The organism is Sphingobacterium chuzhouense (genome assembly GCF_014692525.1).
GTDB lineage: Bacteria > Bacteroidota > Bacteroidia > Sphingobacteriales > Sphingobacteriaceae > Sphingobacterium > Sphingobacterium chuzhouense.
Genome location: NZ_JACNYL010000002.1, coordinates 975,277 through 994,803 on the forward strand (window position 1 = coordinate 975,277; position 19,527 = coordinate 994,803).

Consider the following 19,527-nt stretch of genomic DNA (forward strand, 5'->3'; position numbering starts at 1 on the left):
TTTAAACAACGTTGATAATATCTATTAACGAGGGTGACGAAATATTTAATGAATATTACCAATGGATAGAATCGAATCCGGCCATGTTGCATAAGAGGTCGAATTAATTTTACTGTTACAAATTTCTTCGAAGGTTAAATGAATTTGTATATTAGTCTAAAATAACCGATTCGAATAAGATTTGCAATGTCACTATTACAACAAATGTCCGACGAGAAGCTATTATCTCTGTTGAAAAATAGTGATGAAGCTGCGTTTACCGTGATTTATGATAGGTATTGGCAAAAGCTTTATACATTAGCCATGTATAAGGTCAATTCTTTAGAAACTGCAGAGGAGATTGTTCAGGATATTTTCTTTAGCTTATGGTTAAGACGAGAAACTTTGCAGATTCAGGTAAGCTTAGCGAGCTACTTGGTTATTTCTGTAAAATATAGGGTTATAAAAGTTCTGGACAAGCACTATAAACAAAAAAGCTATATTAACACCTTGCTCCAGTCCAATATAGCTGATAATTCGACTCAAGAACATATTTTTTTCAATGAGCTGAAAGAGCAGTTAGATAAATATACCCTCGAACTGCCAGAGAAATGTCGTTTAGTTTTTCAACTTAGTAGAGAAAAAGGTCATAGCCAAAAGCAAATTGCAGACGAATTACAAATTTCTGAAAAGACCGTTGAAGCCCATTTAAGTAAGGCACTAAAGCATTTACGCTCCCGTTTGGCCCACTTCTTTCATTTACTTTTATAATTTTTCAAAATAGACTAAGGGATATTTCGTCCATCGGGTACATAGTATGAAAAGCGCCCTAAATGGAAAAGCAACAATATTATGAATACCTCGCTTCGAAATGGATTGACGGCACCATCACGGAAGAGGAAAAGGATAAATTTTCTGCGTGGTTCTCCAACGTTCCCGAAAAAGATATTCCAGTGCCTCCATCGTACGCTCGCGATACGGAGGAGCTTAGAACCCAGATATTAAACAATATTAGGCAGCGTTTAGCAGCGGAAGGTCAGATGACGCCAGCCAAACGACCTCGTACAACAACAATCTGGACGCGCGTAGCTGCAGCAGTACTGATCATCTTTTCCATATCCTTGGTCGTTTACCAATACACAGAACTCGCTGATGATTCGATGGTAAGTGTGATTGAGCCTGGCAGTCCGAAAGCAATTTTAACGCTGTCTGATAATAGCCAAATACTATTGGATACGATAGCAGTTGGTGTCAAAGTTTACGATGGCGATATTATTATCCAAAAAGATGAAAATGGACACCTGAGATATAGCTACTCCCCAGTGGCAAGAGACAACCACACAACCGTATACAACACCATTAGTACCCCACGTGGGGGCGAGTATAGATTGACGCTTCCTGATGGGTCGGACGTCCGTTTAAATGCGGCATCTTCCATGAAATATCCGATACGCTTTACGGACAACAAGAGAGAGGTAACCTTGCTGCAGGGGGAAGCGTTTTTTGAGATCAACAAGAAGACAGCGATGGGTAAACGAATACCATTCTTGGTCCATACAGGCAATCAGGTTGTTGAAGTGCTAGGTACAAAATTTAATATCAATGCCTATGACGACGGACGGATAGCGACCACATTGGTGGAGGGATTAATTAATGTCGGCACACATTCCAATGAGTCGAAAATGCGGCTCTACCCAGGACAACAGGCATTGTTCGAAAGCAGCAATAACAAACTAAGCGTGGCGCCTATTCAAGTTGACCAGGTAATTGCCTGGAAAGATGGTATGTTCTACTTTCAGGATGCCAGCTTACCCACCATACTTGCGGAATTTTCCCGATGGTACGACATCGAAATTGCATACCAAGCGCCGGTTAGGGAATATCAGTTTATAGGTAAGATCCCCAGAAATACACCATTAGAGACAGCCCTAGATGTATTAAAGACTACGGGTGTCCAATTTAAGATAGAGAATCGGAAATTAATTGTTTATTAAATCTAAAAAAATGACTTAGCCTTACAAAAAATTAGAGAAAAAACCAGATGTGCTAGAACACATCTGGAATAACGTCTCGGCCATGACCCCTTCATCAGAAATGAAGGAAACTTATTGTGTGATAAATTATAAACCAAAACATAACAAAACTATGAATTTTAATGTAAAATTCAAGCCATACCTTGTGCAGTATAGATATCGCTTAAAGCCGCTATTCTTACAGACGAAGGTATCTAATGAACAATTATACGGTATTATGAGAATGAAAATCATTATCGCCATCTTGTTGGGTATGTGTATGCAGCTTCACGCTGGAGTCTATGGCCAACGGCTCCATTTGCGGGAACGCAATGCGAGTTTAGAGAAAATATTAAAGAAGGTGGAACAACAATCGGGATATACCTTCTTTTACAACAAGAAGGATTTAAAAGAACAGATTCCCGTAAATATACAGGTGGAAAATGAGACCCTGGTGAATACACTGGATCGGATCTTCGCCAATCAACCATACAGCTATTCGCTTCACGATAAGATTATAGTCATTAGACATAAATCTCGGCCAACTCCCACCGTACCCCAGCGGGAAGAGTTAAGTTCTGCAAAAAGTAAGCAATATGAAATCGTGGGGGCGGTCACCGATTCACTACGCAATCCTATTTCCGGTGTATCTGTAAGGGTGTTGGGAAGTGAACGTGGTACCTCAACGGATAGTAAGGGAGAGTTTAAGATCATGGCAAAACTCGGCGAACGGTTATCCTTTTCGGTAGTAGGTTATCGGGAACATGTACAATCTATCACATCTGAAGAACAAATGACCGTCATGTTAGTACCTGATATTGCTGACCTTGAGGAGGTTGTTGTCTTGGGATTTGGACAATCACAAAAGAAAATTGCACAAACCGGATCTTTAGCTTCGATTTCAACCAAAGACCTCAAACAGAGCCCGGTAGCAAATGTAACCAACGCTTTAGCAGGGAGATTACCTGGTCTGATCACCATACAAAGGAGTGGTGAGCCAGGCTACGATAACTCCGATCTATTGATTAGGGGACGTTCAACTTTCAATAGCGTAGCTCCCCTTGTGACTATCGATGGTGTTCAAAAAGACTACAGTGCTATTAATTTATTAGATGTAAACGAAATTGAAAATATCACCATTCTGAAAGATGCGTCAGCTACGGCTTTATATGGGGTAAAAGGAGCAAACGGTGTGATCATCATTACTACACGAAGGGGTGTTGCGGGCAAGCCGCAGATACAAGTTTCTTCCCAGACAGCGGTCCAAAGCGCGACAAGGCTGCCCCAGATTTTAGGGTCGTACGAATACGCTCTTTTGTCTAATGAAGCCTACCGCAACGATAATCCGGAGGGTATTCTGATCCCTTACGGGGAGATTGCATTAGAGGCGTATAGAACAGGCATCAATCCGCTGAAATACCCGAACGTCAATTGGATGGACGAGGCATTAAAAAATTCGCGATTGTCTCAGACAAATTTTAATATCAGCGGCGGCAGTCCCAAGACCAGGTATTTTGTTAATATCGGATATACCGATCAGGATGGTATCTATAAATCAGAGAAACAGCCGAAATACGACCCGAATGTTTCGTTTAAACGTTACAACTTCCGATCAAATGTGGATGTTGATTTTGACGATGATTTTAATATGTCGCTTAATCTATTCGGTGCAATCGAAAATGGTAACTATCCTATTCCAACGGCTGCAGAACTTTTCGATATGTTACAGAAAGTAACGCCCAACGCGTTTCCGATAAAATACCCAACGGGATTTTATGCACAAACCCCTGGATTGTTGAATCCCTTCTATTGGCTTAACACGCAAGGTTATTCGCAGAACTTTAATTCGTCACTCTCTGGGATGCTCTCTGCGTCCAGAAAGCTGGATTTCATTACGGAAGGTTTATCTATAAAAGGTAATTATTCTTTTGACGGCTATTTTAGAAATCGATTTAGAAGAACGCGTAGCGAGCGTGCTGCCTACTACAACGGCACGGGGGAATACACGGACTTAGATAGCTATTCGTATACGCAGGAAGATCTGCCTTTAACAGCTCCATCATCCTCGTTCAGTCAAAACCGGGACATCTGGATGGATATTTCGATAAATTATGCCCGTACTTTCGACAAGCATACTTTTACCGGCCTGCTGCTAGCAAACCGTACACAAAAGGTGTTAGGTGGTGAAATCCCGTATGTTTCGCAAGGTATTGTATCGAGGCTGACATACAATTATCAAAATAAGTATTTCACAGAATTCAATGCGGGATTTAATGGTACCGACAATTTTGCTAAGAATAACCGATATGGATTTTTTCCAGCGATATCCGCTGGTTGGGTCGTGTCCGAAGAATCATTTATGCGCGAGAATCCCGTGCTCACTTTCTTAAAGTTGAGAGGGTCATACGGTCTAACGGGAAATGACCAGCTCAATGGCAGGCGATGGTTGTTTATTTCGGAGTTTAATGATTTTTCTGGATACAACTTTGGCGACCCATTGGTATGGCTTAGCGGCGTTGGTGAGGGAGCAATCTCTAATCCGGACGTATCGTGGGAGGTCGCCAAGAAAACCAATATCGGTATCGAAACGAAGTTTCTACATGACCTATTTGAGCTTAACCTAGATTTCTTTCATGAAAAACGAAACGACATCCTCATTACAAGAGGCTCTGTACCCAGTATTATAGGCATCCCGGGGGGAAATTTAGCTCCTGTGAATTTTGGAAAAACGGAAAACAAAGGTTTTGAGGCAGAATTAAGCCACCGTAAGGCCATTGGTGAATTTTCGTACTTCGTGAAAGGAAATATTTCTTTTGCTCGGAATAAAATCATTTTCATGGACGAAGAACCAAAACCTTTTCCTTATCTAAGTATTACCGGCAACCCGATTGGCCAGTTCTTTGGCTTAAAATCTGACGGTTTTTTTAATAGCAGGGAGGAAATAGATAATCATCCGCAGCAGTTCGGTCAGGTGATTCCGGGTGATTTACGATATGTGGATCTAAATGGCGACGACATCATCGATCAAAATGATGCAGGCCCGATAGGTAAAAGCGATGTGCCGGAAGTTTTCTACGGCATCTATCTCGGCATTAATTGGAAGGGCTTTGATGCCAGTTGTCTATTTCAGGGTGCAGATGGGTTTAACATTTTGCTGAGCGACCAAGCGGCTTATGAGTTTGTGGAAGGACGAAATGTGCTCGCACACCATCTCGGAAGATGGACGCCCGAAACGGCGGGCTCAGCCACCTATCCCGTACTCCATTATGGCTTCAATAATAATAATCATAGACCTTCTTCTTTTTTCCTCAAAGATGCATCCTATGTTAGGTTAAAGAATGCGGAGATCGGTTATACATTCAAACGAGTCAAACTGTTTAACGACAAACAATTTAACTCGATAAGGCTATACGCAAACGGAATGAACCTTTTTACATGGGATAAAGTTGGGGGGTCGTATGATCCCGAGATGCGAAGTGGAAGTGGAAACAACTATCCGCAACAAAAAATATACAATTTCGGTTTATCCGTGAATTTCTAATCAACTAAATAGCATATCAACATGAATATTTTCATTAAAAATAGCATAAAGGTAACGGTGTTTTTATGGATCGCTTTCCTTTCAAGCTGCAATAAATTCGATTCCTATTTAGATAAGGCGGAATCTGGTGGAATGTCTGAGGAAGAAGTATTTGGCAATTATAGGCAAACGGAACGTTTTTTAGCGCAGGTTTATGGTAGCGGATTAAAAATTGATTGGGTCGGAGGCGGCTTATGGTCGTTTTCGTATGATGGTGCTACCGACAACGGTTATAGTGCGTATCGGTATTGGCCCAGTCCAAAGTTTGTGTACGACGGTACGCTTACACCAGCCAATAACCCTATTGATCAATGGGCTGATTCGTATGCAGCTCTACGACGGGTCAATATGTTTTTGGAAAAGATTGACCAACTACCCGTCAGCAATCAGGAAGAGGAAACCGGTAAAGTGCGCATGAAGGGGGAAGCGTATTTTCTCCGGGCGTGGTTCTATGCTGAACTGTTCAAGAGATACGGTGCCGTTCCATTGATCGACCGCGTTTTGCAAGTCAGCGACGACCTAAATATTCCTAGAGCAAGCGCATCGGATATCATCAGCTTTATTTCGGAAGACTGTGATAGAGCTGCTGCCCTACTGCCAGACGTTTATACAACTAAGGACATAGGACGTGCAACTAAAGGTGCCGCATTAGCTTTAAAGTCAAGGATGTTACTTTATTTTGCAAGTGCTCTCCATAATTCAGCTAATGATCTGTCGCGCTGGGAAAAAGCGGCTACCGCTGCCCAAGAAGTCATGAAACTTGGCGTATATAATCTGCATCAATCATTTAAAGATGTATTGCACAATAGAACCTCTTCTGAAACGATCTTTCAATATACGGCAAACTACGAAGATCAGCTTCGTAATAACTTGATGCCAAGCCAAGGCGGTTTTGCAATCGTAACACCCAGTCAAGAACTAGTCGATGCGTTCGAAATGCAAGACGGGCACAGTATAAGCGAATCGTCAATGTATGACCCCGAGAGGCCGTATGACAACAGAGATCCACGTTTTAAAATGACCATCATCCATAACGAGTTGACTTGGCGTGGCGTACCAATAGAAACATTTGAGGGTGGCTTAGATGGCATTAACGGGAATGGAGACAATTACACCAGAACAGGTTATTATTTAGCAAAAACACTGGACGAAAATGGAAGTATCACTCCCATATGGCGGCCAGGCAGTCATTTCTTTGTTTTTATACGGTATGCAGAGATTTTATTGAACTATGCTGAAGCGAAAAATGAGGCGTTACCTGCTCCAGATCAATCAGTTTATCAGGCAATCGACGCCGTACGCGCGAGGGTTGGTATGCCGGCACTGCCAGCCGGACTTTCTAAGGACCAGATGCGCACAAGGATTCGGAACGAAAGACGGGTAGAATTGGCTTTCGAATCCCACCGTTTTTGGGATATCAGAAGATGGAAGATAGGTGAACAGGTCATGAAAGAAGTCCACGGCATGAAAATTACCAAAAGTGGAAATGCATATAACTATCAACGATTTAAAGTAGAAAATAGATTTTATAAAAACACGTATGACCTGTTTCCCATTCCACAAAGCGAGATGAATAGAAATCATGCTCTGGTACAGAACCCAGAATACAACTAATACGGATATACTTATTATAATTTATTAGGTTATGAAAACTATAGTACGATTAACATATATATTCCTTTGCATGTCTTTCTGGGCCTGCAAAGATACGGACAACATTGGGCACAATCCTTCTGCCAATATGGAGTTATCACGGTTTATCCCACTAGAGGGAGACGAGGGTACGGAGATGATGATCTTTGGAAATAATTTTTCGTTGGATACAACGCAGATTTCCGTATACATAAATGGCGCTAAAGCCCGGATTACGGGAGCGAACATGGAACGAATTTTACTTATTGTACCCCCGGGAGTCGGTACAGGTTTGGTTGAGGTCCACATAGGTGATCAAACCGCGAAAAGCGATGTTCCGTTCAAATATCCGCCGGTTTACCGCTGGCGATTGGAAACACTCGCAGGCAATGGTAGTGCAGGATTTCAAGATGGTGAAGGCAATACTGCACAGTTTAATTTTGTACGCGCGCCGGGGCTGACAGTGGATACCGACGGGAATGTCTATGTAGCCGATGCCGGAAACCATTGTATCCGTAAGATAACACCTGAAGGCCAAGTCTCCACCGTCGCAGGCACACCGGGTGCAGCAGGCTATATAGATGGAAACGCCTCCAATGCGAAGTTTGATACCCCCTTCCACGTCAGTATAGACAAGGATAAAAATCTATACGTTTCGGATACTTGGAACGCGAAGCTGAGGAAAATAACACCCAGCGGAGATGTTACGACATTGACTGGAGTTGGTGATATTGTCTGTACAGCCATTGACCCCAGGAACAACAATATCTATGCAGCGTCACTTACAAACGGTGCCGTGTATCAGGTGCTTGGAAATGGCAACTTGGATCCGGTGGTATCGGGATTAGGCTGGGTTGGTGGCATAACGATCGATGCACAGGGATGGTTATATATTGTTGAGACGGGCAGTTCGGTTGTTCATCGGGTCGACTTAAAAGCATTTAACGGCTCACCGATGGAGACAACAATCATAGCAGGTATAGCAGGTGTTGCAGGGTATGAAGATGGCGCAGGAACGAGCGCCAAGTTTGACCGTCCATGGGGCATTGCTTGGCATCCGACGACTGGGGAACTTTATATTGCTGGAGATTCAGGGCCGTATGGCGGGCCATGGTATGGTGATGGTGGGAATCACACCAACCAGTGTATCCGGGTGATCAAACCAAGAACTTGGGATGTAAGTACCTTTTTTGGGACAGGGGAACCAGGTTTTGTAGATGGACTGCAAGCAGAAGCTCTTTTAAACAACCCCACGGGTGTCACGATAGGCTCTGATGGCAGTGTTTATATCGTAGATGCGAATAACCACTGTATTCGTAAAGCTAAAAGGGAGGAGGTACTATGAAAAAAGAAATAAACAGGCGGAGATTTATCCAGACCAGCGCACTTTTTGGATCAGGAGTTCTATTCCTGAGTGGCAATGCGTTATCGTGCAAAGAAGACAACCACCCGATTCCCGCGCCAACAGAAGAAAAAAAAGGTCACATCATTTCTGTAGTACACAGCTCCATAAAGGTACTTCCGGAGGAAATATTAACAGCAGGGCACACAATACAATTGGCCGGTGCAGCGAACGAAATAGAGAGCTTTCAGATTGTGATACGTGGGGAACAGTCGACAGATGATGTGGCGATAGAATTAGGAACCTTGACAAGCAACGCACATCATATAGACGGATTAACATGGCGACAGGTAGGTTATGTATATGTTTCGACGTTTGACGGTCATCCTGCGCCACAAGATGTCGGAACTTTGTTACCGGGTTGGTATCCAGATCCACTCCTCCAAAGGGATACTCCTACTGTACAACGTAATATATCTAATGTGATTTGGGTGGACTGCCCTATTCCTAAAGGTGCTACCGCAGGTATCTATACGGGGGAAATCTCGGTTCGAATCGGAAAGCAAATCGAGAAGATTAATGTCAACTTAGAGGTGTTTGGTTTCGAACTTCCCGATAGGTCAAGTTTACCTTCTCTTTTTTCTTTGTCTTTAGACTATCTAGACAAAGTATATCCCAATTTCGATGAGACACTGCGAAAAAGGTGGTTTAATTTTCTAGCGATCAATAGGATATCGCCCACTGATATGTATATTGACCTATCGGGACGAGAAGGTCAGCTCAAGATACAACCGCAAGAATACAATACACTCATCGACCGCATGAACGGTTTTGTAATTTACCCGATTACATCGACTTGGGAAGATCGTGATGCTAGTGCCGATGAACTGATAGCTAGATTTGAAGCCAACAGGCCATATATTGACGCCATGATCAATTCCGGCAAAGCAGCACAAGGTAACGGCGTTTTTTATGGATTTGACGAAAATGATGACGCACATTTTGAAACCATGAAAAAGGTGCACCAGCATATCAAGGCTATTTACCCACAGATACCTATCGCAACGACATCTATGCATATCCATTCAGCCGCGCTTTTGGAGGAACTGGGGATCGATATCCTCGTGCTCCACATCACCGATGATATCTATAATAATAATTTCGCCGATCAGATCCGGGCCGCCGGTAAGAAAGTGTGGGGATATATATCGCTGCAACCCTATCACCCCATGCCCAACTGGCGTATTGAAAACCCGCTTTTGGATACTCGCGTGCTGCTAAGTGCCATGGCCTATCACGAGCGCTTTGATGGTTTTCTATACTGGGGAGTCAATCAGTATAACAAAATCGGTTGGTCTTATCCGAAAGTCATCGCTAGAAATGCTGATCTTAAATTAAATCTATCCATTACAACACCAACAGATGAATACAAATGGCTACATGGCGATGGAATCCTCCTCTATCCTGGAGTAGATGGACCTATTAGTAGCCTACGGATGGAAAACATTCGGAAGGGTCTGGAAGAATATGAGTACTACGTATTATTGGAAAAAAAATACGGTAAGACGCAAGCCCAACAATGGGCTGCCAAGATTGCACCTTCAATGAAGCGATTTAGCGACGATGTTCAGTTTTATCTGACAGTGAAAAAGCAAATGGCAGATTTGATAATGAATGGATAGGAAGTATGAAATATACCTTTATTTTATTATTCTTCGTCCCTTTCCTAGTATGTGCCCAGCAGACAGAAAAACAATCAACATACAGCGTTTTCAAGCTGGAGAAGGGATGGTTAAAACTGCCTGTTAAAAATGGCGCGCCTAAGCGGAACGTCGTTATGCAGGCGCAGGAGAAAACAATCCGTTTTTTTGATATCGAGTTCGGTTTTGATCAAGCGGATTGGTATACCTACGTTGATCTTCGCCCCTGGCTAGGGAAGGAGGTCGATATGCATCTAGATACCATAATTTCGGATTCATCTTTTTGCAAACTAGTTACGCAGGTTGATACACCTTTGTTTAACGCCGATCTTTATATGGAGCGCCATAGAGCACAATACCACTTCTCGCCTAAAAGAGGCTGGCTTAACGATCCCAATGGTCTAGTTTATTATAAAGGGGAATACCACCTCTTTTTTCAACATAATCCTTATGGTCTTCGTTGGGGAAACATGCATTGGGGACATGCTGTAAGCACGGATTTGGTACATTGGAAGGAACTTGATATCGCGCTTTATCCTGATGAGCGCGGCACCATGTTTTCTGGAAGCGCCATCGTAGATACGCACAATAGTAGCGGACTTGGCACAATTGATGACCCTCCCCTACTATTGTTTTACACATGTGCGGAAGGCACTTGGGAACAGGGCATTGCGTATTCCCTCGATGGTCGTACATTTACAAAGTTGCCTGGTGTCGCTATGCCATCAATCGTGCCTGGGAATCGTGATCCGAAGGTGATCTGGCACGAGGCATCGCAGAAATGGGTGATGACATTGTATGTGACGGAAGCTGATGAACAGCATGCTATCTATTTTTTCCAATCTGACAACCTTCTAAACTGGCGTCAGGTCAGTATCGTAAACGGCGGAATCGGTGAAGATAGATATCTCTACGAATGCCCAGAACTTTACGAACTTCCACTAGGTGCCGATTCCAGTAACATCAAGTGGGTCCTTTCTGCAGTTAATGGCGTATATGCAATAGGAGATTTTGACGGTACAACGTTTTACCCACTTTACGAACGTATACAAGGAAACCACGGCCGTGGTTATTATGCAGCACAGTTGTTCAACAATGATCCAAAGGGCAGACGTATAGAAATGGGTTGGCGACACACCCATACAGATCTCGATGGAATGACCTTTAATCAGTCCATGAGCCTGCCTATGTCTCTGTCTCTGCAGCAGCGAGGAGCAAAGTTTGTTGTAACACGTACGCCGGTACAGGAACTGGAAAGTTTACGAACAAAAAAGTATGATTGCAGGCGCGATACTTTCGATTCTTTGTCAATCAATCCATTACTTGACTTACAACCGAGATTACTTGAAATAGATATGGTGTTACAACCTAGTCCTAAAAGTTCTTTTTTAATGAAGATGAATGGTATCGAAATCAATTATGACGTTTATACAGGCCGTTTTGAAGTCGATGATGTAGTAAACACCATTCCTTTGCAAGATGGCTTGTTGAAACTCAGGTTATTTCTCGATCGAGTCGGTATCGAAATCTTTGCCCAGGATGGGGAGTTCTACATCCCTATTAATAAAAATACAAATTCTTCTACTCCGCAGTACGCATTTCATGTATCTAGTGAAGAGATGGCCTGCTTAAAATTTGATGTTTATGAATTATCTGCTATCTGGTAATCTATTATTGGTAAGATTTATCTTCATTATATTGATTACCTACATTATTGCAACAACTGGTACTTACGCGACTCCATTATCTAAAGGCCTTCGTCTTTTCCCCATGCCTCAAGAAGTAAACATCCACACAGGCATAGGCTTGACTAGCAGTCCCAATAGTGTTCTGTATGAGAAAGATACACAACCACTTGTATTACCTGAAACTATGACGGATTTACCCGTGGTAAAGAGAGTAAGCAAGGGTACAATTCGATTCATTATAGACTTAAATTTAAAGCTGCCCGTAGAGACGGAAGGATATGTTATGGAAATTTCAAATAACGTAATAACCATAAGAGCGAAAGAAAGAGCAGGTCTTTTTTATGGAGCTCAAACTTTAAATCAAATGTTGCTGGATATGAACGAGCAACATATTCCCATACCAGCTTGTAATATCGTAGACTATCCAGACATAAAACGTAGAGCTGTTCACATTGATCTTAAACATCATTTGGACGATATATCCTACTATTACAGTGTGATTGATCGTCTATCAGAGATGAAAGTCAATGCTGTAATTTTAGAATTTGAAGATAAACTGAAATACCAACGGGTGCCTTTGGCGGGGGCGTCTCACGCTATTCCAATCGCAGATTTCGCTTCTTTGAGTCGATACGCCCAAGAACGCTTTATTAAAATAAGTCCTCTTGTACAAGGGCTAGGACACGCCTCGTTTATCTTAAAACATCCCACATACAGCCATTTGCGCGAGGATCCTTCATCAGATTGGGTATTTTCCCCCTTGGATTCCGGAACTTATGAGGTTTTGTTCGCACTGTATGATGATGCTATCGAGGCTACTCCTTACGGCGATTACGTTCATATAGGAGGAGACGAGGTTGGGACACTGGGACAATCCGAACTGTCTAAAAGCTCTAAAATGACAGCCTTCGAACTACAGATGCACTGGTTAAGAAAAGTATCGAAGTATATCGTCGACAAAGGCCGTGTTCCCATTTTTTGGGACGATATGGTATTTAAGCTTAAAGGATTATATGAGACTACCTACGATGACCACATTCCTTTGGATTCCGCGAAGGCAATTTGGGACAAGAACATAAATGCTCTACAGGATAATATCGCTTTATTCCCGCCAGAATGTATCTTTATGCGTTGGAATTATAGTACACCATGGACTTATGGGAACGATCGAGCCATTTCATGGTATCGCGATAATAATTTAAGAGTAATGGGTGCTACAGCGGCGCAACAGGTAGCGCCGATGATGCCTAGAGATCAGTCTAATTTCAAAGCTATTAAAGAATTCGCGAAAATAGCGAAAGAGAACAACCTGGAAGAAATGCTATGTACCGTTTGGGATGATTCATCTCCTCATTTTGAAACCGTATGGCGCGGGCTATATTATTTTGCAGCATTGAATTGGAATTATCAGGAAATCAATGCTGAACTAGCTGATTCTCTTTTTAATTATAGATTTTATGGTTTAAACATTCATAATAATGGATATACTTTCCAAGATCAACTCGAAAAATCAGTAGCATTTTGGGATACTGCCTTGTTGATGAAAGGACATCGGTACAAATACCCCGTAGACAGCATGGAAACCGAACTCCTTGCTATTTCCGATTTTTTTGGTGATGGCACTTGGTCTGAATTACACAGGGAACGTTTAAGTAATGCAAAAAACTGTATCTTGACATACAGTGAGATAAGAGAAAAAATACATAACTTACAAGCACATGCGACTCGTAACCAATTTACACTAGCGGTGTTCAATCAGATCAATGATTTGCATGTTTTTCCCGCTTTATTACTAGTAGCTCTAGAAAAATATGATCGGGCAAAAAATGATGCAGGACGCCTTTTGGCAATAAAGGAAATTGAAAATCTCTTAGACCGATATGATCATATCCGGGCAGCTTTTTCTGAGGTCTTCTATGAAGTTAGGTTTCGAGGTAACCCTGATGATTACATCTTAGATACAAATTTTCATCATCATTTGGCCAATGGAACCAAAAATGATGATTGGATGCACGTTTACGAACTCGAATTTCTCTTCAAGATCAGGGAATGGCTATCTCTAAAAGAGGACTAATTGTCTTATTAATCAACTTAATTGAGCGCAGAGCGCTTAAATCAATTTTTAAACGTATGAAAATAAGTAAGAAAAAAAACAACAGCGTAAATTCATTTAGTTTGTTTTTACTTGTTTTGCTCAGCTCATGTGAGCAATACACCATGTTCAATGAAAGCGCTAAAGCCGTTAGCGTTTCAGGCCAAAAATATTACGTTTCCAACGAAGGAGATGATAGTAATAGCGGTCTTATTTCGGATCCTTTAAAAAGTATCGCTTACGCACTAACATTAGCTGAAGCTGGTGACTCCATCATTGTCCGTGAAGGCATCTACTTTGAAAAACTAAACTTTCCAAGGTCGGGATCGACCAATGCCTATATAACGTTGACTTCTTATGCTGGTGAAAACGCGCTCATCAGCGGCAATGGTCTTGCATCAAGTGGCCACGATGCACTAATCAAACTTTCTTCGGTAGATTGGATCCGTATTAATGGAATGGAAATCGCTCATTTTAGTACATCTGATGGGGGCAAGATGCTTGATGGGATATTGGTCGAAGGTTCATCTTCCCATATCGAAGTAACCAATAATCATGTTCATCATATTCACAATAATGCTTCTCCATCCATCGGTAGAGAGGCACATGCCATTCATTTTAAAGGAAATGGTGCTACAGCAATGACCGACATTCTTATCGCCAACAATATAATACATGATAATAGAACAGGCACGAGTGAAAACCTAACAGTTAATGGTTTCGTCGATGGATTTATAATCCAAAACAATGAAATTTACGATGCGGAGAATATTGCTATTTGTATCGCGGGTGGCTATGGCGCAAACGGAACAACAAGCGTAGATTACGCTAGAAATGGACTTGTTACGCAAAACAAAATCTGGAATATTAATGGTAAGACAGGTCAGGTGCCTGTGTTGTTGCAAGCTGCAGGTACGATTGGAATATATATTGATGGCGCTAGAAATATTACTGTTGAACGAAATAAAATCTGGGATAGCGATCGGGGAATCGGTTTAGTAAGCGAAAACGATGGCTTTCCTACAGCATATTGTATTGTCCGTAATAATCTGATTTATAACAACAGAGCTGAAGGGATTTATATTGGTGGCTACGCTAATTATCCAACCGGCGGAACGCGGAGCAGCCTGGTATTGAATAATACATTATACCATAATGCCGGGGAATTGGGTTATTATGGCGAACAAGTTGGTGAGATCCGTATCAACGCAAATTGTCATTATAACGAGATCCACAATAATATCTTGGTGAGCCGTCCCGATATGGGAACATTCATCCGTAAGAATGACAATTCAGGGTCATTTAACGGAATCGATTTTAATTTATACTATACCACTGGAAGTATAACACGTTGGTTCTGGAACGGTAATATATACAATTCATTGACGAGCTGGAACAGCAACAGCGGTGGAGACAGCAACGGTCTTTTTGGAAATCCCATGTTTAATAATTTGGGCGCGTATCCGCCCGATTTTAGTTTACAAATAAGTTCGCCAGCCATTAATGCTGGTACCAATAGCCATACCACTTCCGCAGGGAACATTGATTTCTTGGGCCTTCCACGTTATATCTCGACAATAGATATGGGTGCGTTTGAATACCAGTGATAAGAAAATAATTTTGTCGCTTAATATGCTGGACATTACCGCCATATGCGTTTATTTAGGTCGCCATCTCCAAAAACTCGTCATTAACCCGAACAGAGGAGACGGCGATCTGTCCTAAATGTGGTATGGCATGAGATGAATGCGACCGTCGCAAACACAAATCTGTATTTCATGCAGCGCAATGAAAACATAAACCGGAATTATATCAACTTAATCAGCCTCTTTCTCCTTATACATATCTGTATCTACCTGTACATAGGATGGAAAAAGTAGGTCGGTATGAAAGAAGCTCTAAGGATTTGGGTATTCCCGAAACGGAAAATTCGGATTCATTCTGGCAATTCACGTAAATCAGTCCTTACCATGCAACCTATTTCTATAGAAAACACCCCAATTTGCGATTTCATCTATGATTGGTTCCATCGTTTTTCCATATTCCGTGACTTCGTATTCGACAGTTATTGGTTTTGTATCGACGACAGTCCTCGTTACGAGCTGGTTCATTTCTAAATCTTGCAATTCTTTGGAAAGCATTTTGGCGGCAATACCATCAATCTCTCGCAAAAGATCCATAAATCGCATTTTACCGCCTTGTAAAAGTGTTCCGAGGATATGAATTTTCCATTTACCCGATAAGACTTGCATCGTGTCTGTTATCGCCGTTATTCTAACCTTACATTCTAACGATTTCTTAACCGCTTTCCTCTTTATCATACTGGAGTTTTTTTCAAAAATAAACAAATGAAGTTTAGTTACCAATTGGAAACTAGTTTCCAATTGGTAACTAATGCATTTTTTAAACCGACCTTATATTATTTTTGCAACGCTATTCAGACATCAATAACAGTTAAATAAAAAATGAGAAAATTATCAGCTTTAACAATCGTTGCCGCGTTAGCATTAGCGGCTTGTGGAGGTAATTCCAACGCAGACAAAGTACAGACATCAACAGCGCAGGAAATTGCGACGGAAAAAGGCACGGTATTTCATCTTGATCGTGCGAGCAGCTCCATAAAATGGAAAGCATATCATAAAGGTGGTTTCGATCCACGGTTTGGAACACTGGAAAGCGAAGGAAGCCTGACATTGGAAAATGATGCAATTGCGAGTGGTAAATTCACTATCGACATGAATTCTTTGCGCACGGATGACGATGCTGTAGATGTAGCGAAAACAGGCGGAAAGACAGCTGCAGATTTAGATGGACATTTGAAAAATGAGGATTTTTTCGAAGTTGAAAAATACCCTACAGCGAAGTTAGACATCACATCTGTAAGGCCTTTTGATCCTGCAAAGGATAAAAGTGTACTAGCGGATGCGACAAACGTTATTAGCGGTAATCTAACCATTAAGGAAAAAACGGTGAATATCTCTTTCCCAGCTAAAGTATCCATCAATGAAAACGAAGTAACTGTACAATCGAAATTCAGCATTAATAGACAGGATTGGGGTCTTACTTACGGAACAGATGGTGATCCTAAGGATTGGATGATTTCACAAGAGGTTGACTTGGAATTTGATATCATCGCTAAAAAACAACTATAGCTCTTCACTATATAAATCCAAGACAAAAATCCATCTATGTGAAAGTGAACAGGCAGGCATGTGTCAGATGCCTGCCTGTTTACTTTCACATTTTTTTTGCAGCACAATGATGGTTAAGCCTTCCATCCTATCCCCCACGATTCGCCGTGCACTCTTCACTTTAAAACGGCGCAATATCAAATCCCAGTAACGAAATATCATTTTCCAGATCATAGAGATTAACGGGTTGCCCATTCATCCATAAAACGGATTTAACGGTTTGATCAGTATTCATACTTCCTAAAACAAGTGTATTACCTTGATTGACCTGAAGATCAACAGCATAAGTATGCCCACTGTTGAAATCGTCCAGAGGCTGCTGTACACTGTTTTTAAAAAATCTCGGTTCATATTTACTCCCCACCTGTTCATACCCGCACGCGTAGACATCTCCCTTGTCGACCACCACCTTACCTCCTCTAATCACAGACCGGCCACTAATCAGTTTATCCGCTTTCCCATTTTTCCACAATTTGAGGCTTCTACCTTCTGTCGATAAATTATCTACATATCCCAAAATATAAATATCGGCACCATCAACCGCTATACTCTTGGCGTAGGTAGTAACGTCCTCGGTGGACAGCGTCACTGCTTTACCGTTCTTCCAATATTTGGATACAATTCCTCCTTTTTTATTCTCATGACCGACTGTGTATACATCATTGCCCGATACAAAAATATCCGCAAAGGTAGTAGATTCTTTTCCATCGGTGACCATAAAGGTGTCTCCGTTTTTCCAAACAACTCCAATCCTCTTCTCACCGTCCATAGGAATATACGATCCCGCGACATAAACATCCGTTCCACTAATGAATACAGAAGTAGCCTCTTCATGTTTGGTTTCCGGAGTACGCAATTCCGACCGTTTACCGTTCTTCCATAATAATGCTTTGGGTGGGAAATCAGAAACAGATGGCTCCTTATTTTCGATACCGATGACATATACGTCGTCCGACGCTACTGTAATATCGGAAGGAATAAACTGCGCACCTGTAGTGATTTCTAACGGAAAAGCCTTATTATTCCTAAAATAGCTAGGCACCCCTGTATTGTCTTCCATGGAAAAAGCGATAAAATAAACATCTGCCCAGTCCACTATCTGATGTTCTTCTACTTCATCTTCTTCTTCATCGCTGCCTTTTTTACATGCTTGAAAAACAATAGCTAAACCAAGCAAACAACATACCGTAATAATAAATCTCTTATCCATTTTTAGCTTTTAAACCGACAGATGTATATTGCAAATAGTCGGCTTTGTGTATAATTAGCAAAGGTATAATGTAAGTGGCTTTACGAAGAAAAACCTTCATCTACAAAGTATCTACATCCGAATTTAATCCATTAGATGGATATCGTCGGGGTGCTGGTGCGATCAACGATGACGTTACTCAGCGCCTATAGGCGCCATCTCAAGAATTTGGCTAATGTGTTTGCCGTCCCACAAATACTTTTCTCGACGTCTAATTTCCGAATATTGCAGATCCTCGGCCTCATAATCAATCACTTCTCCCTCCACAATATCTTTAATTATTAGCGTGTGATCTAAATTATGCTCGGAAGGAAATAGTATTTTCTCTTCATAATAACTTACACCTGCATCACTTACGGAACTCTTAGAAAGCATATCGACAAAATTTTGTCCGTTCCAACCGAGATAATAGTGAGTAGTTGGGATTCCACAGGCTTCACCATGGAAACCAACTCGATGAATGAATTGTATTCCTTCTAAACCCATATTGGGCAAAAGTTTGCTTTCTGTATATGTTTGACCATTCCTATATACCGGATAATGGCCTTTGCCGATTAACTTATTATCTGGCGTCAAATACTTTACCTCACAGATATATGTATTCCCACTATATTCTGAAGGTTTCTCATAGCGTAATAACCCATGGATGAACTGGTTATCTTTAGCGTCGACGTGACGTCCTAAAGCTAGCAATCCTAACCAAATAAATCCATTTTTTATATGGCCATTTTTTTCATATTGAACTTCGTGCCAAGGAGCCTCATATCCGCGAATAGTACGCTCATTGTAACCATTACTCGTGATGATCAGCATGGTACCATGCGTTAACGAATCTAACAGAACTCCATACGTATCGGGATAATCTCGAACATACGCAACATCAGCGAAAACATAGGCAGTATCTCCTTTTTGTATGTTCCACAGATTGTATTGTTCAGATACTTCATAAGCTGCAGGCTTATCTTGCTGCCCATACGTCGCAAAAGACACCAACATGGAGAATAGCAGATAAAATCTCTTCATGCTTCAAAATAAATGAAAATATAGAAATAGTACAATAGC

General features: G+C 41.6%; 13 protein-coding genes. 10 read left to right on the forward strand and 3 right to left on the reverse strand.

The window, feature by feature from the left end; all coding sequences use genetic code 11:
• Positions 1-186: 186 nt before the first annotated feature.
• The 9 genes from H8B21_RS10610 (at position 187) to H8B21_RS10650 (ending at position 15,632) form a co-directional block, all read left to right on the forward strand.
• A complete protein-coding gene (locus H8B21_RS10610; protein ID WP_190313719.1) occupies positions 187-750 on the forward strand; it encodes an RNA polymerase sigma-70 factor in 564 nt (187 codons plus the stop codon).
• 62 nt (positions 751-812) lie between these two features.
• Complete coding sequence (locus H8B21_RS10615) at positions 813-1,973, forward strand: FecR family protein (RefSeq protein WP_190313720.1); 1,161 nt, start codon at positions 813-815, stop codon at positions 1,971-1,973.
• A gap of 151 nt (positions 1,974-2,124) precedes the next feature.
• The gene (locus tag H8B21_RS10620) at positions 2,125-5,532 is read left to right on the forward strand and encodes a TonB-dependent receptor (RefSeq protein WP_190313721.1); all 3,408 of its coding nucleotides are present in this window, start codon (positions 2,125-2,127) and stop codon (positions 5,530-5,532) included.
• 21 nt (positions 5,533-5,553) lie between these two features.
• A complete protein-coding gene (locus H8B21_RS10625) occupies positions 5,554-7,185 on the forward strand; it encodes a RagB/SusD family nutrient uptake outer membrane protein (protein ID WP_190313722.1) in 1,632 nt (543 codons plus the stop codon).
• A gap of 31 nt (positions 7,186-7,216) precedes the next feature.
• Positions 7,217-8,548 carry an IPT/TIG domain-containing protein gene (locus tag H8B21_RS10630; protein ID WP_190313723.1) on the forward strand — a complete coding sequence of 444 codons (1,332 nt, stop codon included), beginning with the start codon at positions 7,217-7,219 and terminating at the stop codon, positions 8,546-8,548.
• Positions 8,545-10,227 carry a DUF4091 domain-containing protein gene (locus H8B21_RS10635; RefSeq protein ID WP_190313724.1) on the forward strand — a complete coding sequence of 561 codons (1,683 nt, stop codon included), beginning with the start codon at positions 8,545-8,547 and terminating at the stop codon, positions 10,225-10,227. Before H8B21_RS10630 ends, H8B21_RS10635 begins: the two co-directional genes overlap by 4 nt.
• Before the next feature lie 5 nt (positions 10,228-10,232).
• A complete protein-coding gene (locus tag H8B21_RS10640) occupies positions 10,233-11,912 on the forward strand; it encodes a glycoside hydrolase family 32 protein (RefSeq protein WP_190313725.1) in 1,680 nt (559 codons plus the stop codon).
• Positions 11,890-14,007 (forward strand): glycoside hydrolase family 20 zincin-like fold domain-containing protein, encoded by a 2,118-nt coding sequence (locus tag H8B21_RS10645; RefSeq protein WP_190313726.1) that lies wholly within the window; start codon positions 11,890-11,892, stop codon positions 14,005-14,007. The genes H8B21_RS10640 and H8B21_RS10645 overlap by 23 nt, the downstream gene beginning before the upstream one ends.
• Positions 14,008-14,063: 56 nt before the next feature.
• Positions 14,064-15,632: a choice-of-anchor Q domain-containing protein gene (locus tag H8B21_RS10650; RefSeq protein ID WP_190313727.1), complete on the forward strand. Its 1,569-nt coding sequence runs from the start codon at positions 14,064-14,066 to the stop codon at positions 15,630-15,632.
• 351 nt (positions 15,633-15,983) lie between these two features.
• Here H8B21_RS10650 and H8B21_RS10655 read toward each other — a convergent pair whose 3' ends face one another.
• Positions 15,984-16,346, reverse strand: coding sequence for a winged helix-turn-helix transcriptional regulator (locus tag H8B21_RS10655; RefSeq protein WP_190313728.1), 363 nt, complete (start codon positions 16,344-16,346; stop codon positions 15,984-15,986).
• 144 nt (positions 16,347-16,490) lie between these two features.
• Here H8B21_RS10655 and H8B21_RS10660 point away from each other — a divergent pair, with 144 nt between their 5' ends.
• Positions 16,491-17,177: a YceI family protein gene (locus H8B21_RS10660; RefSeq protein WP_190313729.1), complete on the forward strand. Its 687-nt coding sequence runs from the start codon at positions 16,491-16,493 to the stop codon at positions 17,175-17,177.
• 160 nt (positions 17,178-17,337) lie between these two features.
• On the opposite strand, the gene H8B21_RS10665 is transcribed toward H8B21_RS10660, so the two are convergent.
• The gene (locus H8B21_RS10665) at positions 17,338-18,426 is read right to left on the reverse strand and encodes a hypothetical protein (RefSeq protein WP_190313730.1); all 1,089 of its coding nucleotides are present in this window, start codon (positions 18,424-18,426) and stop codon (positions 17,338-17,340) included.
• Between the two features lie 174 nt (positions 18,427-18,600).
• Positions 18,601-19,488, reverse strand: a complete 888-nt coding sequence (locus tag H8B21_RS10670) for a hypothetical protein (protein WP_190313731.1) — start codon at positions 19,486-19,488, stop codon at positions 18,601-18,603.
• Positions 19,489-19,527: the final 39 nt, after the last annotated feature.